General features: G+C 64.8%; 19 protein-coding genes. 13 read left to right on the top strand and 6 right to left on the bottom strand.

Going from position 1 to position 21,136, the window contains the following annotated elements; all coding sequences use genetic code 11:
• Window positions 1-90 precede the first annotated feature (90 nt).
• The 4 genes from ruvC to ruvB all read left to right on the top strand — a co-directional run bounded on the left by ruvC (window position 91) and on the right by ruvB (window position 3,277).
• The gene (ruvC, locus tag U1R88_RS31265) at window positions 91-609 is read left to right on the top strand and encodes a crossover junction endodeoxyribonuclease RuvC (RefSeq protein WP_068285683.1); all 519 of its coding nucleotides are present in this window, start codon (window positions 91-93) and stop codon (window positions 607-609) included.
• Between the two features lie 100 nt (window positions 610-709).
• Window positions 710-1,528 carry an isocitrate lyase/PEP mutase family protein gene (locus U1R88_RS31260; RefSeq protein WP_322434810.1) on the top strand — a complete coding sequence of 273 codons (819 nt, stop codon included), beginning with the start codon at window positions 710-712 and terminating at the stop codon, window positions 1,526-1,528.
• Between the two features lie 61 nt (window positions 1,529-1,589).
• Window positions 1,590-2,207, top strand: coding sequence for a Holliday junction branch migration protein RuvA (gene ruvA / locus U1R88_RS31255; RefSeq protein WP_322434809.1), 618 nt, complete (start codon window positions 1,590-1,592; stop codon window positions 2,205-2,207).
• Window positions 2,204-3,277 carry a Holliday junction branch migration DNA helicase RuvB gene (gene ruvB / locus U1R88_RS31250; RefSeq protein WP_068285677.1) on the top strand — a complete coding sequence of 358 codons (1,074 nt, stop codon included), beginning with the start codon at window positions 2,204-2,206 and terminating at the stop codon, window positions 3,275-3,277. The genes ruvA and ruvB overlap by 4 nt, the downstream gene beginning before the upstream one ends.
• 193 nt (window positions 3,278-3,470) lie before the next feature.
• Here ruvB and pal read toward each other — a convergent pair whose 3' ends face one another.
• Window positions 3,471-4,001: a peptidoglycan-associated lipoprotein Pal gene (pal, locus tag U1R88_RS31245; protein WP_322434808.1), complete on the bottom strand. Its 531-nt coding sequence runs from the start codon at window positions 3,999-4,001 to the stop codon at window positions 3,471-3,473.
• 361 nt (window positions 4,002-4,362) lie between these two features.
• On the opposite strand from pal, the gene U1R88_RS31240 reads away from it, so the two are divergent.
• The 6 genes from U1R88_RS31240 to U1R88_RS31215 all read left to right on the top strand — a co-directional run bounded on the left by U1R88_RS31240 (window position 4,363) and on the right by U1R88_RS31215 (window position 11,242).
• Window positions 4,363-5,412: a sulfate ABC transporter substrate-binding protein gene (locus U1R88_RS31240; protein ID WP_425545511.1), complete on the top strand. Its 1,050-nt coding sequence runs from the start codon at window positions 4,363-4,365 to the stop codon at window positions 5,410-5,412.
• Window positions 5,413-5,655: 243 nt separating this feature from the next.
• The gene (locus U1R88_RS31235; protein ID WP_425545510.1) at window positions 5,656-6,696 is read left to right on the top strand and encodes a sulfate ABC transporter substrate-binding protein; all 1,041 of its coding nucleotides are present in this window, start codon (window positions 5,656-5,658) and stop codon (window positions 6,694-6,696) included.
• 162 nt (window positions 6,697-6,858) lie between these two features.
• Window positions 6,859-7,713 carry a sulfate ABC transporter permease subunit CysT gene (cysT, locus tag U1R88_RS31230; RefSeq protein ID WP_068285671.1) on the top strand — a complete coding sequence of 285 codons (855 nt, stop codon included), beginning with the start codon at window positions 6,859-6,861 and terminating at the stop codon, window positions 7,711-7,713.
• Window positions 7,706-8,611 (top strand): sulfate ABC transporter permease subunit CysW, encoded by a 906-nt coding sequence (cysW, locus tag U1R88_RS31225; RefSeq protein ID WP_322434807.1) that lies wholly within the window; start codon window positions 7,706-7,708, stop codon window positions 8,609-8,611. The genes cysT and cysW overlap by 8 nt, the downstream gene beginning before the upstream one ends.
• Before the next feature lie 167 nt (window positions 8,612-8,778).
• Entirely contained in the window at window positions 8,779-9,891 is a 1,113-nt protein-coding gene (locus U1R88_RS31220; RefSeq protein WP_322434806.1) for a sulfate/molybdate ABC transporter ATP-binding protein, read from the top strand.
• 334 nt (window positions 9,892-10,225) lie between these two features.
• Window positions 10,226-11,242, top strand: a complete 1,017-nt coding sequence (locus tag U1R88_RS31215; RefSeq protein ID WP_322434841.1) for a bile acid:sodium symporter family protein — start codon at window positions 10,226-10,228, stop codon at window positions 11,240-11,242.
• 87 nt (window positions 11,243-11,329) lie between these two features.
• Here U1R88_RS31215 and tolB read toward each other — a convergent pair whose 3' ends face one another.
• From tolB to ybgC, 5 genes are all read right to left on the bottom strand, one after another.
• Complete coding sequence (tolB, locus tag U1R88_RS31210; protein WP_245314653.1) at window positions 11,330-12,634, bottom strand: Tol-Pal system beta propeller repeat protein TolB; 1,305 nt, start codon at window positions 12,632-12,634, stop codon at window positions 11,330-11,332.
• Between the two features lie 67 nt (window positions 12,635-12,701).
• A complete protein-coding gene (gene tolA / locus U1R88_RS31205; protein WP_322434840.1) occupies window positions 12,702-14,069 on the bottom strand; it encodes a cell envelope integrity protein TolA in 1,368 nt (455 codons plus the stop codon).
• Between the two features lie 147 nt (window positions 14,070-14,216).
• On the bottom strand, window positions 14,217-14,672 hold the full coding sequence (locus U1R88_RS31200) for an ExbD/TolR family protein (RefSeq protein ID WP_068285661.1): 456 nt from the start codon (window positions 14,670-14,672) through the stop codon (window positions 14,217-14,219).
• 40 nt (window positions 14,673-14,712) lie between these two features.
• Window positions 14,713-15,432: a protein TolQ gene (gene tolQ, locus U1R88_RS31195; protein WP_068285660.1), complete on the bottom strand. Its 720-nt coding sequence runs from the start codon at window positions 15,430-15,432 to the stop codon at window positions 14,713-14,715.
• A 564-nt stretch (window positions 15,433-15,996) separates the two neighbouring features.
• Window positions 15,997-16,440, bottom strand: coding sequence for a tol-pal system-associated acyl-CoA thioesterase (ybgC, locus tag U1R88_RS31190; RefSeq protein ID WP_322434805.1), 444 nt, complete (start codon window positions 16,438-16,440; stop codon window positions 15,997-15,999).
• 188 nt (window positions 16,441-16,628) lie between these two features.
• Between ybgC and ybgF the strand changes: the two genes are divergently transcribed.
• The 3 genes from ybgF (at window position 16,629) to ftsH (ending at window position 21,065) form a co-directional block, all read left to right on the top strand.
• Entirely contained in the window at window positions 16,629-17,786 is a 1,158-nt protein-coding gene (gene ybgF, locus U1R88_RS31185; RefSeq protein ID WP_322434804.1) for a tol-pal system protein YbgF, read from the top strand.
• A 65-nt stretch (window positions 17,787-17,851) separates the two neighbouring features.
• Window positions 17,852-18,895, top strand: coding sequence for a tRNA lysidine(34) synthetase TilS (tilS, locus tag U1R88_RS31180; protein WP_322434803.1), 1,044 nt, complete (start codon window positions 17,852-17,854; stop codon window positions 18,893-18,895).
• Between the two features lie 244 nt (window positions 18,896-19,139).
• Window positions 19,140-21,065, top strand: coding sequence for an ATP-dependent zinc metalloprotease FtsH (ftsH, locus tag U1R88_RS31175; RefSeq protein WP_068285654.1), 1,926 nt, complete (start codon window positions 19,140-19,142; stop codon window positions 21,063-21,065).
• The last annotated feature ends 71 nt before the right edge of the window (window positions 21,066-21,136 follow it).

The raw sequence follows: 21,136 nt of genomic DNA, 5'->3' as shown, positions 1-21,136 counted from the left end.
ATCGCGACATGCTCGCATGTCGCGATGTCCGCTCTTGGAAGCCCGACCTTTTTTCGAAGAAAGAGCGGACAGGATGTCCGCGCTCCGATCATGTCACAGACCCCCATCCGCATCCTCGGCGTCGACCCAGGCCTGCGCCGCACCGGCTGGGGCGTGATCGAGGTGCTGGCCAACCGGCTGTCCTTCGTCGCCTGTGGCACGGTGTTTTCCGACGACAATGAGGAACTCGCCCACCGCCTGCTCGAGCTGCATACGGGTCTCACCGAGGTGGTGACTCGTTTCGAGCCGGACGAGGCGGCGGTGGAGAAGACCTTCGTCAACAAGGATGCCACGGCAACCCTCAAGCTCGGCCAGGCCCGCGGCATCGCCATGCTGGTGCCGGCCCAGGCCGGCCTTGCCGTCAACGAATATGCGCCGAACCTGGTCAAGAAGACCGTGGTGGGCTCCGGCCATGCCGACAAGAAGCAGATCCGCCTGATGATCAAGGTGCTGCTGCCCAAGGCCGACCCGAAGTCGGATGACGCAGCCGACGCCCTCGCCGTCGCCATCACCCATGCCCATCACCGCACCAGCCACAATCTGGCAGCGATCCTGAAGCGGTCCTCCTGAGACGCTGGCTCTCGCAGATGCCCGTGCTCCTAGTAAATAGCGCTTGCCACCCGGGTTTACCGCCCCTAGAACAAACCGTGAATTTATCCAAGGATTCGCCATGACCCAGGCTCGCCGTGCCGCCGCCTTCTCCGAACTGCACCAGCGCTCCGAACTTTTCCTCATCCCCAACGCCTGGGATGCCGGGTCCGCCAAGCTTCTGGATTCGCTTGGCTTTTCTGCCATCGCCACCACCAGTGCCGGCCTGGCCTTCACGGTGGGGCGCAAGGATGGCCAAATGTCGCGCGAGGAAACTCTCGCCAATGCCAGGGCCATCGTGGAAGCCACCGGCCTGCCGGTGAGCGCCGATCTCGAAAATGGTTTCGGCGACGCTCCCGAGGACTGCCAACGCACCATTCTCGCCGGCATCGAGGTGGGGCTTGCCGGCGGCTCGATCGAGGACGCGACCGGCCGGCCCGACCAGCCGATCTATGAATTCGGCCACGCCGTCGACCGCGTACGCGCCGCAGCCGAGACGGCACGCGCCGGAGGGTTCGTGCTCACCGCCCGCGCCGAGAACTTCCTGCACGGCATCGCCGACCTCGACGACACCATCCGCCGCCTGCAAGCCTTCCAGGAAGCGGGAGCGGAGGTGCTCTATGCGCCGGCCCTGACCCGTCTCGACCAGATTTCCAGCGTGCTTGCCGCGATCGACAGGCCGCTCAACGTCCTGTTCACCGTTGGCGGGCAGGATTTCACCGTCGCCGATCTCGCCAGGCTCGGCGTGCGCCGCGTCAGCGTCGGCGGCTCCTTCACCCGCGCGGCCTTCGGCGCCCTGAAGCGGGCCGCCCTCGAACTGCGCGACCAGGGCACCTTCGGCTTTGCCAAGGACGCCATGTCCTATGCAGAACTCAGCGCCCTGTTCGGCAAGGGCACCTGAGATTCGTGAAGCGGGCGCACGAATCAATCGAAACCGCTAGATATGGCCCGATGAGGGTCCCATGATCGGCAAATTGCGCGGCATCGTTGACAGCTATGGCGAGGACTGGGTGATCCTCGACGTGCAGGGCGTGGGCTACATCGTCTATTGTTCCAGCCGCACGCTCGGCACCCTGCCCTCTCCGGGCGAGGCGACCATGCTCGCCATCGAAACCCATGTGCGCGAGGACCAGATCCGCCTGTTCGGTTTCTCCAGCGACAACGAGCGTGACTGGTTCCGCCTGCTGCAGACCGTGCAGGGCATCGGCACCAAAGTGGCGCTCGCCATCCTGTCGACGCTCAAGCCCGCCGATCTCGCCTCCGCCATCGCCCTGGGCGACAAGGGGGCGGTGGCACGCTCGCCCGGCGTCGGCCCGAAGGTCGCCCAGCGCATCGTCACCGAGCTCAAGGACAAGGTACCGAGCTTCGGCCATGTTCCTGCCGACGTCATCAGCCTGCAGGCCGATATCGGTGAGCAGCGCGCCGCCGGTCCTGTCAGCGATGCGGTGTCGGCCCTGGTCAATCTCGGCTATGCCCAGACCCAGGCCTCGGCGGCCGTCGCCGCCGCTCTGCGGGAGGCGGGTGAGGGCGCCGAGACGGCCAAGCTCATCCGCCTCGGCCTGAAGGAATTGTCACGATGAAGCCCACGCGCAAGAGCGCCGGCGGCGAGGCGCCCAAATCCGCCCGCCTCCTGAGCGGCGATTCGCGCGACGAGGATGCGACCGATTCCAAGCTGCGCCCGCAGGACCTCGGCGAATTCGTCGGCCAGGCCAAGGCCCGCGAGAATCTGTCGATCTTCATCGAGGCCGCCCGCAAGCGCGGCGATGCCCTCGACCATGTGCTGTTCGTCGGGCCGCCGGGCCTCGGCAAGACCACCTTGGCCCAGATCGTCTCGCGCGAACTCGGCGTCAATTTCCGCGCGACCTCCGGGCCGGTGATCGCCAAGGCTGGCGATCTTGCCGCTTTGCTCACCAATCTGGAAGAGCGCGACGTCCTGTTCATCGACGAGATCCACCGCCTCAATCCGGCCGTGGAGGAAATCCTCTACCCGGCCATGGAGGATTTCCAGCTTGACCTCATCATCGGCGAAGGACCGGCGGCGCGATCGGTGCGTATCGATCTCGCCAAATTCACGCTGGTGGGCGCCACCACCAGGGCCGGCCTGCTGACCACGCCGCTGCGCGACCGCTTCGGCATTCCGATCCGCCTGCAGTTCTACACGGTGGAGGAGCTTGAGCTGATCGTGAAGCGCGGCGGCCGGGTGATGGGCACGCCGATCGCCGAGGACGGCGCCAACGAGATCGCCCGCCGGGCCCGCGGCACGCCGCGCATTGCCGGGCGCCTGCTGCGACGCGTGCGCGACTTCGCTTCGGTGCTCGGCGCCGAAACCATCACCAGAGCCATCGCCGACAAGGCCTTGAGTGCATTGGAAGTCGACCAGGCCGGGCTCGACGCCATGGATAATCGCTATCTCAACCTGGTGGCGTTGAGCTTCGGCGGCGGCCCGGTTGGTATCGAGACGATCGCCGCCGCGCTGTCGGAGCCGCGCGACGCCATCGAGGACATCATCGAGCCCTATCTGATCCAGCAGGGCTTCCTGCAGCGCACCCCGCGCGGCCGGGTGATGACGCCGCATGCCTATCGCCATCTCGGCCTGGCGGTGCCAAGCTCGACACCGCCGCAGATGCCGCTGTTCGGCGACGAGGATTGACGCAGCTCTTGGAAAACAAGAGGCGGACGAGACGTCCGCGGTCCCAGCATGGACGTTGCCGTTGCAAACCTCGCAAGGTTCGTGTGACCAACGCCTCGGCTGGGACCGCGGACATCACAGCGACATGCGTGCATGTCGCGATGTCCGCCTCAAAACACGCAGGATCAGGCGGGCCGAAAGGCCCGCCCTCGACTCAGGAATTGCCGCCGTTCAGCACGGTGACGGCGCGGCGGTTCTGCGACCAGCAGGAGATGTCGTTGCAGGTCGCGACCGGGCGCTCCTTGCCGTAGGAGATGGTGCGCATGCGGCCGCCCGAAATGCCCTGCGCCATCAGATAGTCGCGCACCGACTGGGCGCGGCGCTGGCCGAGGGCGAAGTTGTAGTCACGCGTGCCGCGCTCGTCGGCATGGCCTTCGATGGTGACGGAGTAGCGCGGATAGGCCTTCAGCCACTGGGCCTGCTTGTTCAGCGTCTGCTGCCCTTCGGGGGTGATGTCGGACTGGTCGACGAGGAACAGCACACGATCGCCGACATTCACGACGAAATCCTGCTGGCTGCCGGGCGAGGCTGCACCGCCAGCGCCATAGCCGCCGCCACCGGCGCCGCCAGGACCGCCGAGGCCGCCATCGGCTCCCGACTTGCTCTTACAGGCCGCCAGTGCGAGCACGCAGGTCATTGCAGCGGCAAAGCGCAGTGCGGGGACCGCGCGCAGAGACGTCATCATTCCGGTTACTCCTCCGGTCGTCAGAATTGGTAAATCAGCCATAGCGAAAGCTGGTTAATCGAACGTTCTGGAAACACGGCCCGCGGCGATTTCTTGGCGGTCGCGCAGCCATCGCGCTCTACCGCAAGAGCCAAACTGCCACTATGGTTAACCAAGTGCTGATCAATTCCGGCACAATGGTGGCCCCGGCTGGGCTCAAGCGAGGCGCACCGTCATTCCCGGCGACTGTCGCATTCATGTCACACATCCTCGACGTGTGAATTGCGACATAATACTTTTACTCTATGCATTTTATAGATTGACAAGGTTGATTGATTTAGTGGAGATTTGGTCAAGCTTCTCTCGACTGGAAACCGAACCCATGACGATCAAAACGCTTCGCCTGGCGCGACTGAGGGACACGCTCGGCGTCCTCCTGGTCCTCGGCCTCGTGCTCTGGCTGATTTTCGGCGCGCTCGCAGGGGCTCGCGCCGCCGAATTGCTGAATGTCTCCTACGACCCGACGCGCGAGCTCTACAAGGAGGTCAACGCCGCCTTCATCGCCGACTGGAAGGCCAAGGCCGGCGAAGATCTGACCATCAAGCAATCGCATGGCGGTTCGGGCAAGCAGGCGCGCTCGGTGATCGACGGCCTCGAGGCCGATGTGGTGACCCTCGCACTGTCCGGCGACATCGACGCCATCGCCACGGCAACCAAGAAGCTGCCCGACAATTGGCAGTCGCGCCTGCCGCACAATTCCTCGCCCTACACCTCGACCATCGTCTTCGTGGTGCGCAAGGGCAATCCCAAGGGCGTCAAGGACTGGGACGACCTGGTCAAGCCCGGCATCGCCGTGATCACGCCCAATCCCAAGACCAGCGGCGGCGCGCGCTGGAACTATCTGGCCGCCTGGAGCTATGCCTTCGACAAGAATGGCGGCGACGAGGCCAAGGCCCGCGACTTCGTGGCCGCCCTCTATCGCAACGTGCCCGTGCTCGACTCGGGCGCCCGCGGCTCCACCGTCACCTTCGCCCAGCGCGACACCGGTGACGTGCTGATCGCCTGGGAGAACGAGGCCTTCCTGACGCTGCAGGAGTTCGGCGCCGACAAATACGAGATCGTCTCGCCCTCCTCCTCCATCCTGGCTGAACCGCCGGTCGCCATCGTCGATGCCAATGTCGACGCCAAGGGCACCCGCAAGCAGGCCGAGGCCTATCTCAACTTCCTCTACACCCCGGCGGCCCAGAAGATCATCGCCCACAACTTCTATCGGCCGATCGATGAAAAGGCCGCCGATGCGGCTGATCTCGCCCGCTTTCCCAAGCTCAAGCTGGTGACGATCGATGACGCCCGCTTCGGGGGCTGGAAGACCGCCCAGCCCAAGCATTTCGGCGATGGCGGGGTCTTCGACCAGATCTACAAGCCGCAATGAGGCGACCGACCGAAGAAGCGAAACGGGCCTGCGGGCCCGTTTCTTTTTGGGAAAGCCCCGCAGAACGATCCCTGTCCTGCTCAGCCGTCCAGTCGGCGTTCTCAGCCAGCACAGCTCGCATATAACACATTATTATTGTGGATTTTAGCACATTTAACACATTGACAATGTCGATTGATTTAGTGGATATATAGAGAAGTTGTAAATTCTCCTTTCCCACTTCCAGGTTGTGAAATGACCGGCATGACGAGCCTCACCCGCCTTCGCGACACCCTTGCCGTGCTGCTGGCCCTCGGCTTCGTGCTGTGGATGACCTTTGGCGCCCCTTCGCGCGCCCACGCTGCCGAGCTCCTTAATGTCTCCTATGACGCCACGCGCGAGCTCTACAAGGAGATCAACAAGGCGTTCGCAGCGGATTGGAAAGCCAAGACGGGCGAGGACCTCACCATCAAGCAGTCCCATGCCGGTTCCGGCAAGCAGGCACGCGCCGTCATCGACGGGCTCGACGCCGACGTGGTGACGCTGGCGCTGTCCAACGACATCGACTCCATCGCCAAGGCAACCAAGAAGATCCCGGAGAACTGGCAGTCCCGCCTGCCGCGCAATTCCACGCCCTATGCCTCCACCATCGTCTTCGTGGTACGCAAGGGCAATCCCAAGGGCATCAAGGACTGGGGCGACCTCGTGCGCCCCGACGTTGCCGTGATCACCGGCAATCCCAAGACCGGCGGCGGCACGCGCTGGAACTATCTGGCCGCCTGGGGCTACGCCTGGGACAAGACCGGCGGCGACGAGACCAAGACCCGCGATTTCGTGGCCGCGCTCTACCACAACGTACCGGTGCTCGACTCGGCCGCCCGCGGCGCCACCATCACCTTCGCGCAGCGCGAGGTCGGCGATGTGATGATCGCCTGGGAGAACGAAGCCTTCCTGACGTTGAAGGAATTCGGCGAGGACAAGCTCGAGGTCGTGGTGCCCTCGATCTCGATCCTGGCCGAGCCGCCCGTGAGCATCGTCGACGCCAATGTCGACGCCAAGGGCACCCGCAAGCAGGCCGAAGCCTATCTCAATTTCTTCTACACCCCGGCCGCCCAGAAGATCATCGCCCACAATGGCTATCGCGCGAGCGACGAGGCAGCCGCCGATCCGGCCGATCTCGCCCGTTTCGCCAAGTTGAAGCTGTTCACCATTTCCGAGCCGCAATTCGGCGGCTGGGCCAAGGTCCAGGCCAAGCATTTCGCCGATGGCGGTATCTTCGACCAGATCTACAAGCCGAAGGGGTAAAGGCACGTCATCCCGGACGCGATGCGGCACGCAGTGACGCTTCGCAGAGCCAAGACCGAGCTCCGAATAGAGCGCCTTTCTCGTTTTACGGTCCCGTGTCTGCGACGCAGCATCTCATGCTGCGTCGCAGACACGGGATGACATTCCACCCAGGAACCGCCCATGGCTCTTGCCGCCACCTTGCGAGCGCCCTTCGTCAAGCCGACCGCCCTGCCGGGCTTCGGACTGACGCTCGGCTACACGATCTTCTATCTCAGCCTGATCGTGCTGATCCCCCTCGCCGCGCTGTTGCAGAAGGCGGCAGTGCTCGGCCCTTCCGGCATCCTGGCGATCGCGGCCGAGGGACAGGTTGCCGCGGCCCTGAGGGTCACCTTCGGCATTTCCCTCGTCGCCGCCCTGGTCAATGTCGTCTTCGGCGTCATCGTCGCCTGGGTGCTGGTGCGATATGACTTCCCAGGCAAGCGCCTGGTCGACGCCGCCGTGGACCTGCCTTTTGCCCTGCCGACAGCCGTGGCGGGCCTGGCCCTGTCGAGCCTCTATGCCACCAATGGCTGGATCGGCCAGTTCTTCGCCCTTGCCGGCATCAAGGTCGCCTTCACCACCAAGGGCATCTTCGTCGCCCTGGTCTTCATCGGCCTGCCCTTCGTGGTGCGCACGCTGCAGCCCGTGCTGGCCGAGATCGACAAGGAGATCGAGGAAGCCTCGGCCACGCTCGGCGCCACCCGCTTCCAGACCGTGACGCGCGTGCTGCTGCCCCCGCTCCTGCCCGCCGTGCTTACCGGCTTCGCCCTCGCCTTCGCCCGCGCGGTTGGCGAATACGGTTCGGTGATCTTCATCGCCGGCAACATTCCCTATGTTTCCGAGATCGTGCCGAGCCTGATCTTCCAGAAGCTCGAGCAGAACAAATATGCCGATGCCGCCGCCATCGCCATCATCATGCTGGCAATCTCCTTCGCCATGCTGCTGGCGATCAACCTGATCCAGGCCTGGAGCCGCAGGAGGATGGGCGATGCCTAATTCGACCTCCGAACTGGCGATCGAGCTTTATCGCGAACCGCCGGTCAGCCGCGAGCATGCGGTCACCACCGAGACGTCCTGGGTTCGCTGCATCCTGATCGGCATCGCCCTGGTCTTCCTCGCCGCCTTCCTGGTGCTGCCGCTGATCGAGGTGTTCTACCAGGCCTTCCGGAGTGGGGCTGCCGCCTATTTCGAGTCCTTCGAGGACCCGGATACCCAGACCGCCGTCTGGATGACCCTGATCGTCGCCCTGATCGCGGTGCCGCTCAACATCGTCTTCGGCGTGATCGCAGCCTGGGCCGTGGCCAAGTTCGACTTCAAGGGCAAGAGCCTGCTCATCACCCTGATCGACCTGCCCTTCTCGGTCTCCCCCGTGGTGGCGGGCCTCGTCTTCGTGCTGCTGTTTGGCGCACAGGGCCTGCTCGGCCCCTGGCTATCGGCCCATCGCATCCACATCATCTTCGCCCTGCCCGGTATCGTGCTCGCCACCATCTTCGTGACCTTCCCCTTCGTGGCCCGCGAGCTCATTCCGCTGATGCAGGCCCAGGGCAAGGCGGACGAGGAGGCGGCGCTGACGCTGGGCGCCTCGCCGCTCAAAATGTTCTGGACCGTGACCGTGCCCAACATCCGCTGGGGCCTGCTCTATGGCGTGCTCCTGTGCAATGCCAGGGCCATGGGCGAGTTCGGTGCGGTCTCCGTGGTGTCGGGCCACGTCATCGGCGGCACCAACACCATGCCGCTGCACATCCAGATCCTGTATGAAGGCGGAGGCTCGGCCGCGATCGCCGCCTTTGCCGTCGCCTCGCTGCTGGCGATGCTCGCATTGGTGACCCTGGTGGCCAAGACGCTGCTCGAATGGCGCTATGGCGACGAGCTCGCCCACGGCGCCAAACATTGAGGCCGGGATGACCAAGATCACTCCCTCTCCTTTGTCATTGCCGGGTTTGGCTCGGCAATCCAGCCGCTGGCGCGGACGCCGTGCAAACTGGATGCCTCGCCCAAGCCCTGGCATGACGAAACCGCCACTGTTTCTCCCCGAACTAACCCCGCCTTGAGGATAGATCCATGGACATCCGCGTTACGGGCCTGACCAAGAGCTACGGCGTCTCGCCGGCCCTGCACGGCATTGATCTCAATATCAAGTCGGGCGAGCTCCTCGGCCTGCTCGGTCCTTCCGGATCGGGCAAGACCACGCTGCTGCGCATCATCGCCGGGCTGGAGCGCCCGACCACCGGCACCGTCTTTTTCGGCGCCGACGACACCGCCGGCCTGACGGTGCAGGAACGCCGGGTCGGCTTCGTGTTCCAGCACTACGCGCTGTTCCGCCACATGACGGTGGCCGACAATGTCGCCTACGGCTTGAGGGTGCGTCCGCGTGCCAAGCGGCCCGCCGAAGCGGAAATCGTCAGGCGCGTGGCCGAACTCCTCGATCTGGTGCAGCTCGGCGCCTTCGGCCAGCGTTACCCGTCCCAGCTTTCCGGCGGCCAGCGCCAGCGCGTCGCTCTCGCCCGCGCCCTCGCCGTCGAGCCCAAGGTGCTGCTGCTGGACGAGCCCTTCGGCGCCCTCGATGCCAAGGTCCGCAAGGATCTGCGCAGTTGGCTGCGCACCATCCACGACAAGACCGGTCACACCACCATCTTCGTCACCCATGACCAGGACGAGGCGCTGGAGCTGTCCGACCGCATTGCCGTGCTGGACAAGGGCCGCATCGACCAGCTCGGCGTGCCGGACGAGATCTACGACCATCCGGCCACGCCCTTCATCTTCGGCTTCATCGGCGAGTCCAGCCGCGTGCCGGTGGCGATCTCGCAGGGGCGCATCCTGCTCGACGGCACGGCCCTGCCCTTCAATGCCGACGGCCTGCCGGACGGGCCGGCCAGCCTGTTCGTGCGCCCGCACGACGTCACACCGGTCGACCCGGGCGCTTCGGCCCTCAACGGGCTGATCGTGGCGCAGCGCCGCGTCGGCGCCACCCGCCGCCTTGAGGTCGCCCTGGGTACGCAGGGCACGGTGGTGGAAGTCGACACGCCGAGCCTGCGCAGCAGCGAGAACAACAAGCCGGTCGGCCTGAAACTGCTCAACGCCGCGGTTTTCGCCGGCAATGGCGAAGTCCGTTATTTCCGGGGCGCCGCCACCGAGCCCGTCGTGGTCCGGCCGAGCGCCTTCCAACGCGCCTGAACCCGTCGCTATAGCGTTTTGCGATTTGACGGAGTCACTTCGAATCGGAAAGACGTGTCGGAACAAGGAGCTAGAGAGAAATTGCGGTTCGCACAAACCGCACTTCGCTCCAATGCGGGGCCGCCGCCTCTGCGACATCTTTGCCCCGAGGCGCATGCATAGCAGGTCTGCGCCGGCCCACTCGCCGCGGGTGAGGCTTCCGCCCTTCGCAAGGATGGGTTAACGCTGAGCGGCATTCCAAGGCAGCGGTCTCGCCGCCGTCCGTTTGCGCAACGCCGTCTTTCCCGGTTAGGTGGTCATCAACTTGCTCTCGCGCTTCCGCCCCGACAATTTCATGCTGATGCTCCTGGGCGTCGTGGCGTTGGCGAGCTTCCTGCCCATCTCAGGACGGCCGGCCGAGATATTCGGAGCCCTGGCCAATGGTGCGATCGCCCTGCTCTTCTTCCTGCACGGCGCCAGGCTTTCGCGCGACACGGTGATCGCGGGCCTGTCGCATTGGCGTTTGCACCTGATCATCCTGCTCGCGACCTATGCCCTCTTTCCGGTGCTGGCGCTTGTCCTCGATTATGGCCTGGTGTCGATGCTGACACCGACGCTCGCCAGCGGCATCCTCTTTCTCGCCATCCTGCCCTCGACGGTGCAGTCCTCGATCGCCTTCACCTCGATAGCGGGCGGCAATGTCCCGGCCGCCGTCTGCGCGGCATCGGGCTCCAACATTCTCGGCATCTTCATCACGCCGCTGCTGGCCGGCCTGCTCTTCGCCTCGCGCGGCGTGGGCTTTTCGGGCTCGGTGCTGATCACCATCGTCACCCAGCTCCTGCTGCCGTTCGTGCTCGGCCAGGTGCTGCAGCCCTGGATCGGCGGCTTCGTGCGCCGGCACCGCTTCGTGCTTGGATTCGTTGACCGCGGCTCGATCCTGATGGTGGTGTATCTGGCCTTTTCCGAGGCCGTCACGGGCGGGTTGTGGCGGCAATTCTCGGCCACGGCCCTGCTCACCATGGTGTTCGTCGATGCTGCCCTGCTCGCTTTGGTGCTCCTGATCACCACCTATGGCAGCCGTCGCCTGGGCTTTTCCAAGGAGGACGAGATCACCATCGTGTTCTGCGGCTCCAAGAAGAGCCTGGCCACCGGCGTGCCGATGGCAACCGTGATCTTCGCCGGCCAGAATATCGGGGCGATCGTGCTGCCGCTGATGCTGTTCCACCAGATCCAGCTGATGACCTGCGCCATCCTGGCCCAGCGCTATGCGCGCCGCCTGAAGGCCCTCGCGGCGAGCAAGGAAGAAGACCCGACCGAGGATTGGCCCGAAATCGAGCCTGGCGCTCAGGAAGCGTCATCCCGGGCCAAATAAAAACCCCTCCCCGGCGTTGAAACCGGAGAGGGGAACTTTCGCGTGCACGGGCCAGGTTGCCCGCGCCTCGGGAGCCTGCCTCTTGCGTCAGGCCTGTTTGGACAGGGAAGCAGACCAAGCCGGGTCAGAGGCAAAGCCCTGCGTCGGCACCCGCTGCTCGGGCGTGCCGAAGATCGAGGCCTGCCAGAGCTGCGGACCCTGGCCGAGATCGCGGAACCACATCAGATAGAGGCCGTTCGGCGCCCAGGTCGGGCCTTCATTGTGGAAGCCCTCGGTGATCATGCGCTCGCCCGAACCGTCGGGATTCATGATGCCGATGCCGAACTGCCCCCCCTTCTGGCGGGTGAAGGCGATCAGGTCGGAGCGGGGCGACCAGACCGGCGTGGAGTAGCGGGCACCGCCCTCGCCGGAGGTGATGCGCTGCTGGTTTGAGCCGTCGGCACCCATGATGTAGATCTGCTGGGTGCCGCCGCGATCGGACTCGAACACGATACGGCCGCCATCCGGCGAATAGGAAGGCGAGGTATCGATCGCGCTGCCATTGGTGAGCTGCGTCGCCTGTTTCGTCTGCAGGTTGAGCAGCTGGATGGTCGAGGAACCGTTTTTCTCCAGGCTCATGATGACCTTGCGGCCGTCCGGCGAAAAGCGCGGCGAGAAGGTCATGCCGGGGAAGTTGCCGACAACCTGGCGCTGGCCGGTCTGGACATTGGTCAGGAAGACGCGCGGATCGGCATCGGCGAAGGAAAGATAGGTCAGTTCCTGCGTGGTCGGCGAGAAGCGGGGCGTCAACACCAGATCGGTGCCGCGGCTGAGATAGACGGTGTTGGCACCGTCCTGGTCCATCACAGCGAGGCGCTTCACCCGCTTGTCCTTGGACCCGGATTCGGAGATGAAGGCAATGCGCGTGTCGAAGGGACCGGGTTCGCCTGTTACCGCCTTGAACACGGCATCGGCAGCGACATGGCCCAGTCTCCGCCAGCTGTTGGCCGGTGCGGAGAACTGCTGGCCGGCAATCTGCTTACCCTGCGCGACATCCCAGACCCGAACCTGGATGCCGAGGCCGCCGCCTGCGGGCACCACTTGGCCTGCGACGACTACCTGTGCGTTGAGCGTCTGCCAGCTACCGAAATTCGGCGTGGCATTGGGGCCGACCTGTTCGACGAAGGCCTTGGAATCGATCGGCTGGAACAGGCCGGAGCGGCTGAGATCGTTGCTGATGATGCCGGAAAGATCGCGCCCACTGCCGCTGATGCCCATGACGGCAACCGAGACGGGCTGGATACCGCCCTGACCTCGGCCCCTGAGTTCCAGGATGGGAGCAGCCGACTGCGCCCAGGCCGGCACGGTCGCGAGGCCTGCGAGCGCAGAAATCGCCCCAGCGCTGGCCTGCATAAATCCGCGTCGATTCAGATTCATTCGCATGTGTCTCTCGTCACGTTCGGCCATGTTGCCCGGAAGATCAGAAGCCGCCGGGTTCATGGGTGTAGTTGAATTCTTTCCATGCCGCGTAGGTCTGCGGATTGAACGGCAGGGGGTTATCGGCGGTGATACAGCGCTTGATCGCCCGGATCAGGGCATTGCCGGTCGCGGCATCACTCGAATTCACCAAGCTCGGGGCAGCGGCGAGGGTACCGTCGGAGTTCATCGACAGCTTGACCTTGGCAAAGGCCGAGCCTGCATTCACGCCGAAGTTCGGCGGCATGCAACGCGTTACCTGCTTCTCGACCATCCGCCCCATCGCAGCCTGTTCGCTCAGGCTGAGCCTGGGCGCATTGGCATCCTGTCTGCCGGTCGTCCCAGTCTGGTTGACATTGTCGCGGGTATTACCAGCGCGGCCAGACGGCTTGCTCGGCGTCGTGGCGGGGCCATTGCTTGCCACCTGCGGGCCTTCCTTGGCCTTGCGCTTGGCCAGGATGCCATCGATGCCGTCGAGCTGCTTGGCGTTCTTGGCCGCGGCCGCCTGCTTGGCCGCCTCGGCCTTCTTGTCGGCAATGGCCTTGTCGATGGCAGCCTGGCGCTCGGCGTCAGCCTTGGCCTTGGCGTCCGCCAGCTGCTTCTGCTTCTCGGCCTCGGCCTTCTTCGCAGCCTCAGCTTCGGCGAGCTTGCGCTGCTTCTCGGCTTCCGCCTTCTTGGCTGCCTCGGCCTCGGCAATCTTGCGCTGCTTGTCGGCTTCCGCCTTCTTGGCAGCCTCAGCCTCGGCAACCTTGCGCTGCTTGTCGGCTTCCGCCTTCTTGGCCGCTTCAGCCGCCTCGGCGAGCTTCTGCTGGCGCTCGGCCTCCGCCGCTTCCTTGGCCGCAGCCTCGGCCTTGGCGGCAAGCTCGGCACGAGCCTCGGCCTGCGCCTTGGCAGCGGCATCGGCGGCAGCCTTGGCCTGGGCCGCCTTCGCGACGGCGTCCGCCTTGGCCTGCGCGGCCTTCGCTGCGGCAGCGGCCTTGGCCTGCTCCTGCGCCTTGGCAGCCGCCTCGGCAGCGGCAGCAGCCTGCGCCAGCTTGGCGAGGGCCTGCGTGTCCGGTTTCGGATCGGGCTTGGGCGTCGGCGAGGGCGGCGGGGCGGCGTCGGACGTGTCGGCGACTTCGGCATCCGGCACGTCACGCGAAGGCGGTGTCGGCGGAGCCTGCACCTGCTGCGGCGCTTCCTGCCCGCCGCCACCACTGGCCGACGGTGTCGGATCGCCCTTCATGATCTGGTCGTATTGTTCCGGCGTGACCATGTCCACCGGGACGGCCGGGGCCGAGTCGAGCGGCTTGGCGGCCGGAAACGCGAACAGCAACGCTCCCAGCAAAACTACATGCACCGCCGCCGAAACGGGAAGTCCATAATCACGCATCGTACTCAAACCGGCCTTTCAAACCCCAATCCCGACGTCATCGCCTGCTCGATATTCCGCGACGTCGCCAAGTTACCCCGTCTCCGTGCCGCCCGCCTGTCAGTGTGAGCATCAGCCGAAACGAGGGAAGTGCGAGCATTCCCGTTTCTAGCTCTGCGGCTGGGTCACCAGCGCTGCCTTCTTGAACCCGGCGCCGGTGATGTCGCTCATCACCTTGGCGATCTGATCCCAGCTCGCCTTGCCGTCGCCCTTGACGAAGATACGCTCTTCCGCCCCGGCCCCGTTCTCCGTCATCGCCTTGAGGCGACCGAGCAGATCAGGCTCCGGCTTGTCGCTGTCGTTCAGATAGGACTGGCCGTCAGCCTTGATGGAGACGGTGATCGGGCGCTTGTCCACCGAGATGGCCTTCGCCTGGGTCTGCGGCAGATCGATATCGACGCCCTGGGTCAGCAGCGGTGCGGCGACCATGAAGATGATGAGCAGCACCAGCATGACGTCGATGAACGGCGTCATGTTGATATCGGCGATCGGCGCCTTGTGACGGCGCCGGCGGCGCGTCCCGCCGCCCGAGCCGCCGGATCCTGTCGCAACACTTCCACCCATGATGCTTTCCTTGAATGAAGGACCGGAACGAGGCGGCCGCTCAGGCGGCCAGGCGCTCGTCGATCTGGCGCGACAGGATGGCGGAGAATTCGTCGGCAAAGCCTTCCAGGCGAGCCTGCTGCTTGGCGACTTCCGCGTTGAACTTGTTGTAGGCGATCACCGCGGGAATGGCGGCGACCAGGCCCATCGCCGTAGCGAACAGCGCCTCGGAAATGCCGGGCGCCACCGCTGCCAGCGAGGTGTTCTTGGTGGCCGCGATCGACTGGAAGGCGGTCATGATGCCGACGACCGTGCCGAACAGGCCGATGAACGGGCTGGAGGAACCGACAGTGGCGAGCACCAGGAGCTTGGATTCAAGACGTTCCACCTCGCGCTGAACGGTGACATCCATCACCTTCTCGATGCGGGCCTGCAGGCCGAGGAAGGAGCGGCCGGGCGATTCGAGAGAGCGCTTCCACTCGCGCATAGCCGAGACGAACAAGCCGGCCATGCCGTAGTTCTGACGCTGCGACAAGGACCGATAGAGTTCTTCCAGGCTCTGGCCCGACCAGAACACCTGCTCGAAGCGGTTCATCGCGGCACGCGACCGGGAGAACAGGATGGCCTTGTCGATGATGATGGCCCAGCACCATACCGAGGCTGCCATCAGACCCAGCATGACGATCTGGACGACCAGACCGGCATTCATGATCAATCCGAGCAAGCTCACATCGGTTACCGGAGCCAGGGCCGTCTGGGCCATATCGGCGGTCGCTTCCATTCCTTCAATTCCTCGTCCTGAGGCCGGCGGGCCAAAGCCGATCCCGTGGATCGGCGTCTTCTCAGTCTATCCGGTCCGCAGGGGATCGGCACATTCGTAGCTAGGCAGATCCGCGCAAGATCGGCATATTCGCAGCAATACTCGGCGAGCCCGATCTCGATCCTGAGCTTCAAGCCAAGATCAAGCCTGCCTCAGGCGCCGCCCCGGCACACACCAAACACTACTCGGGAAATCCACGCGCCTGATTGTGCAGAGCAACAACTCCAGGCGTCACGGGCTCCTTTTGACGTTTGAATGTGACCGCAGTACGGCACCCCTTCCCAACCGCGATACGCGGCGGATTCCAGGCCTATTGATCATCGGTACCGTTAATGTCGGGTTACGGCCGGCCTCGATTCGCGAATTCTTATTTACGATGCACCGCAACATTGATGGCCGCGACTTCAACGTCGAGCAATTACTGATACCGACTGAAACGTTCTGCGATTTGAGGACAACGACCCAGATCGCCAAGAAGTGTTGAAACAAAATGTTGGAGCCAAAAAGCGTTCACGCTGCGAGGCACTATGCCTTGGACAGCACAATGCGCAGACTCTCCGGCAAGCGCTGCGGCCTGCCGTTACGGATACAGACCACCAGCACCTTGGCGGTGGTCAGGACTTCGTCGCCCCGCCGGATGATCTGTTCGAGATGCAGCGAGGGCCCGCGTACCTCGTCGGCCTTGGTTTCCACCTCGATGATGTCGTCCATCAAGGCAGGACGCAGGAATCCGACCTCAATCGAACGTACGGCGAAGGCGATGCCCTCCTCACGATGAAGGGCGAGCTGGTCGACCCCGAGCGCGCGGATGAACTCGGTCCGCCCGCGTTCGAAGAAGCGCAGATAATTGGCGTGATAGACGATGCCGGAGAAATCGGTGTCTTCGTAATAGACCCGAAGAGGCAGCCTGTGGCAGATATCGTTAAGCACGCCACCGAAATTTGGCGGGGTTTGCGCCTTTTCTATCATGGGGAAAGCCGTTTGTTCAAAGTTTCGCCTGACTTGACCTGTGTGGTATCGACGTGACCGGAGCATGATGCGTTGTGATGAGAGCACGCCTTGCTCGAATGCCGAGTTTCGACCCATCCTTGCGATTTACGGCGATTCCGCCAGATCGCAGAACGCTTTGGATTGATTGCAACCGAATGAGCCGCCCTATGCTCCGCCCCGCTTCCGCCGCGCTTTTGCTGGCCGTGACCCTGGCCCTGCCCTCGGGCCTGGTGCGCGCAGCGTCCTATGACGAGGGACTGATGCCGCCTGGCAGCGTCGGGCAAGACCAGTCCGCGCAGGATAATGGCTACACGCCCGACCAGCCCTATCCCCAGCCGCCAGCCCAAGCCACCTACCCTGCCCAAACCGAGTATGACGGCAACGTCACCGGCTCGACCTATGAGCAGCCCACGGCGGCCACAGCCGCGGCGCCCAGCGCGTCACAAGGCGGCTATGTCGTGGCCCAGGAATCCACCATGGGCGATCTCCTCGTGCGCGTACAGCGGCTGGAGGGCGAGAACCGCCGGCTGCTTGGCACCGTCGAGGATCTGCAATCCCAGGTGCGCCGCCTCCAGGATGACATGAAGCGCCAGCAGGAGGATACCGAATATCGCCTGCAGGCTCTCGAAGGCGGCGGCAAGGCGTCCGCTCCGAAGCCGGCCCCCAGCGCGCCCTCGCGCCAGAAGAGCGGGCAGAACGCTCCCCCCGCCACGCAGCCCAATTCCCTGGGCAGCCTTCCCGCCGGCGGCGGCAACGACGTCGCCATGCAGGACTCCACCAGCGACGTTCCCGATCAGGCTCCGCCGCCATCGACGCCGCGCCCACGCAATTCCACCGTCTCCCCCGGCCTGCCGGGCATTGCCGTCGACACGTCGCGGCCGATGGCGAGCAATGAACCCAATGCCGGCGCCGAGCCGGCACCCACGGCCCCGGCAACCCCGGAAGCCGAATATGCCGCCGACTATCGCCTGATCGAGACCCAGCGCTACGATCAGGCCGAGGCTGCCTTTCGCAACTTCATCGCCAGCCACCCCAAGGACAAGCGCGTGCCCGACGCCGTGCATTGGATCGGCGAGAGCCTCTATCAGCGCAAGCAATATACCGACGCAGCCGAGCAGTTCCTGAAGGTCACCAAGAGCTACGCCAATTCCAGGCGCGCCCCGGCGAGCATGCTCAAGCTCGGCATCACATTGGCGGCCATGGGCGAGAAGGATGCGGCCTGCGCCGCGCTCCAGGCCGTCGGCAGCAAATATCCCAAGGCCGGCCCGACCATTCTCAGCGGTGCCGATCGCGAGATCAAGAAGAACGCCTGCAAGGTCGGGTGATCCCGGCCTTCGGCGCCCGGGACACCGCCATGGCGGATGCCAGTCATGCATCCGGGAGCCGTACCTTGTCCGCACCCATTGCCCTGGGAGAGCTTCGCACCCTCTTTGCCGATTTCGGCAATCGCACGCATGTCATCCTCGCGGTCTCGGGGGGCGCCGATTCCACCGCCCTGATGTTGCTGGCCGCACGCTGGCGCGAGCAAGACCCGCAAACCCGCCTCACCGTCGCAAGCATCGATCACGCCCTGCGTCCCGAAAGCGCTGGGGAATGCCGTATCGTTGCCACGAAGGCCGCGGAACTCGGCCTGCCCTGCATCGTCAGGCGCTGGGAGGGCAGCAAGCCGGCCGCACGCCTGCAGGAAGCTGCCCGCAACGCCCGTTATGCCCTGCTGTCTGAAACCGCGGCCGAAATCGGAGCGGATGCGATCGCCACGGCCCATACGCTCGACGACCAGGCCGAAACCGTGTTGATGCGCCTGATGCACGGCTCTGCCGTCGACGGCCTGGCCGCGATGCGCCCCGTCGTGCCTCTGGCTGGTCTCAGCCTCATCCGCCCCCTGCTCGGCACGACCCGAGCCCGGCTGGTAGCGACCCTCCAGGCCGCCGGCATGGCCTGGCTCGAGGACCCGTCCAATCGCAATGCCCGATTCGAGCGCGTACGCCTGCGCGCTCTTCTCGCCCAACTTGCCCCGTTCGGCCTCGATCCGGAGCGCCTGGGCCTGCTCGCCCGCCGGGCCGCACGCAGCGGTGACGCGCTGGAAGCCATCGCAGCCGAGCGTTTCGAGGTGCTCGTTCATCGGGAGCAAGACTGCCTGCGGCTCGACGGCCACGGCCTTGCGGCCTGTCCTGCCGATATCAGACTGCGCATCCTGGAGCGGGCCGTGCTCGATATGCGGGACAAGAGCCGGGGGTCGGCCTATGGCCTGCGCCTCGAGCGCCTGGAGGCGCTGGCGGCGGCGCTCGACCAGGCTCTCGACGCGAGGGAGGGTCAGGGTGGCCCCTGGCAGCGCAGCCTCGGCGGCACGCTGCTGCGGCTGGACAAGTCCGGCAATCTCCAGGTTACCCGCGAGCCCGAACGCCGGCGCGGCATCACGAAAACCAAGATGTAGAAATTGTCATTTTCCGCCAGCCTTGCCCTAGAAGCGGCAAAATAATGGCCTATTTCAAGAAATTAGTGGCGCATGCGCCACTCGAATCTTCACCGTGACAAGCCCTCGGCACTTCTATAAGGGAGCGCAGGGCTATCTATCCCACCGGCTTGCCTTGGCATTTGGCTCGCCTGTGCCTATTTTAGCCGCGATATGCTGTGGCGTCTCCTGCAGAAGGCAGGCCGTCCGCCGCGAAAGGCGAGAGATGAACGCGAACTTCCGAAATTTTGCGCTTTGGGTGATTGTCGTGCTGCTGCTGCTGGCACTCTTCACCCTGTTCCGGCAGACGGGCAGCCAGAGCGCCGCCGCCGACGGCTCGATCTCCTATTCGGAATTGGTGAAGTCCGCCAAGGAAGGCAAAATCAAGGATGTCACCATCCAGGGCAGCGAGCTCAAGGGCACCTACGTCAATGGTGGCACAGGCTTCACCACCCAGTTGCCCAATGATCCGAATCTGGCCAAGACGCTGAACGACCTCAACGTGCAGGTCAGCGCCGCCCCGCCCGCCGAAACACCGTGGCTCCTGCAGTTGCTGCTGCAGGCTCTGCCGATCCTGGCGCTGATCGGCGTGTGGATCTTCCTGTCCCGCCAGATGCAGGGCGCCGGCGGCAAGGCCATGGGCTTCGGCAAGTCCAAGGCCAAGCTGCTGACCGAGGCCCATGGCCGCGTCACCTTTGATGACGTCGCCGGCATCGACGAGGCCAAGGAGGACCTGCAGGAGATCGTCGAGTTCCTGCGCGATCCCCAGAAGTTCCAGCGCCTGGGCGGCCGCATTCCGCGCGGCGTGCTGCTGGTCGGCCCCCCTGGCACCGGCAAGACGCTGACGGCGCGTGCCGTCGCCGGCGAAGCCAATGTGCCCTTCTTCACCATTTCCGGTTCCGACTTCGTCGAGATGTTCGTGGGCGTCGGCGCCAGCCGCGTGCGCGACATGTTCGAGCAGGCCAAGAAGAATGCGCCCTGCATCATCTTCATCGACGAAATCGACGCGGTCGGCCGCCATCGCGGCGCGGGCCTCGGCGGCGGCAATGACGAGCGCGAGCAGACGCTGAACCAGCTGCTGGTCGAGATGGACGGCTTCGAGACCAATGAGGGCATCATCATCATCGCGGCGACCAACCGCCCCGACGTGCTCGATCCTGCCTTGCTGCGTCCCGGCCGCTTCGACCGTCAGATCGTGGTGTCGAACCCCGACCTCTCGGGCCGCGAGAAGATCCTGCGCGTGCATGTGCGCAAGGTTCCGCTCGCCCCCGACGTCGACCTCAAGATCATCGCCCGCGGCACGCCCGGTTTCTCCGGTGCGGACCTGATGAACCTCGTCAACGAGGCCGCCCTGCTCGCGGCGCGCCGCAACAAGCGCATGGTCACCCATCTTGAGTTCGAGGACGCCAAGGACAAGATCCTGATGGGTGCCGAGCGCAAGACCATGGCTATGTCGGAAGAGGAAAAGCGCCTCACCGCCTACCACGAGGCGGGCCATGCCATCGTCGGCCTCAACGTGCCCAAGGGCATCCCGGTGCACAAGGCCACGATCATCCCGCGCGGCCGCGCGCTCGGCATGGTGAAGTTCCTGCCCGAGGGCGATCGCTACTCGATGAAATATATCGAGTTTACCTCCCAGCTCGCCGTCGCCATGGGTGGTCGCGTGGCCGAGGAGATGATCTTCGGCAAGGAGAACATCACCTCCGGCGCCGCTGGCGACATCGAGCAGGCCACGCGCATGGCAAAAGCCATGGTCACCCGCTACGGCTATTCGGACGAGCTCGGTACCGTGATGTATGGCGAGAACCAGGACGAGGTCTTCCTCGGCATGTCCATGGGCCGCACGCAGAGCGTGTCCGAGGCGACGTCCCAGAAGATCGACGCCGAAGTGCGCCGCCTGATCAACCAGGGCTGGGACGATGCCAAGCACATCCTCACCGAGAAGCGGGATGACCTCGAAGCCCTGGCCCAGGCGCTGCTCGAATATGAGACGCTGACCGGCGACGAGATCCGCGACCTCCTCAACGGCAAGCCGCCGTCACGCGATCCGCTGGAGGAGCCCCAGACGACGCGGGGCTCGGCCATTTCTGCCGGCAAGCCGCGCCGTCCGCCGCAGCCGGAAGGCGGCATGGAACCAGCCCCCTCGGCCTGATGGGCCGTGACATCCAATCCGAAAAAGGCCGGTCTCTCGACCGGCCTTTTTCACGTCGCGAGTGGTTCCGC

It is taken from the genome of Labrys sedimenti (assembly GCF_034424805.1).
Taxonomy (GTDB): Bacteria; Pseudomonadota; Alphaproteobacteria; order Rhizobiales; family Labraceae; genus Labrys; species Labrys sedimenti.
Note: the sequence above shows the minus strand (reverse complement) of the source record. Positions and strands in the feature narration are given on the sequence as shown.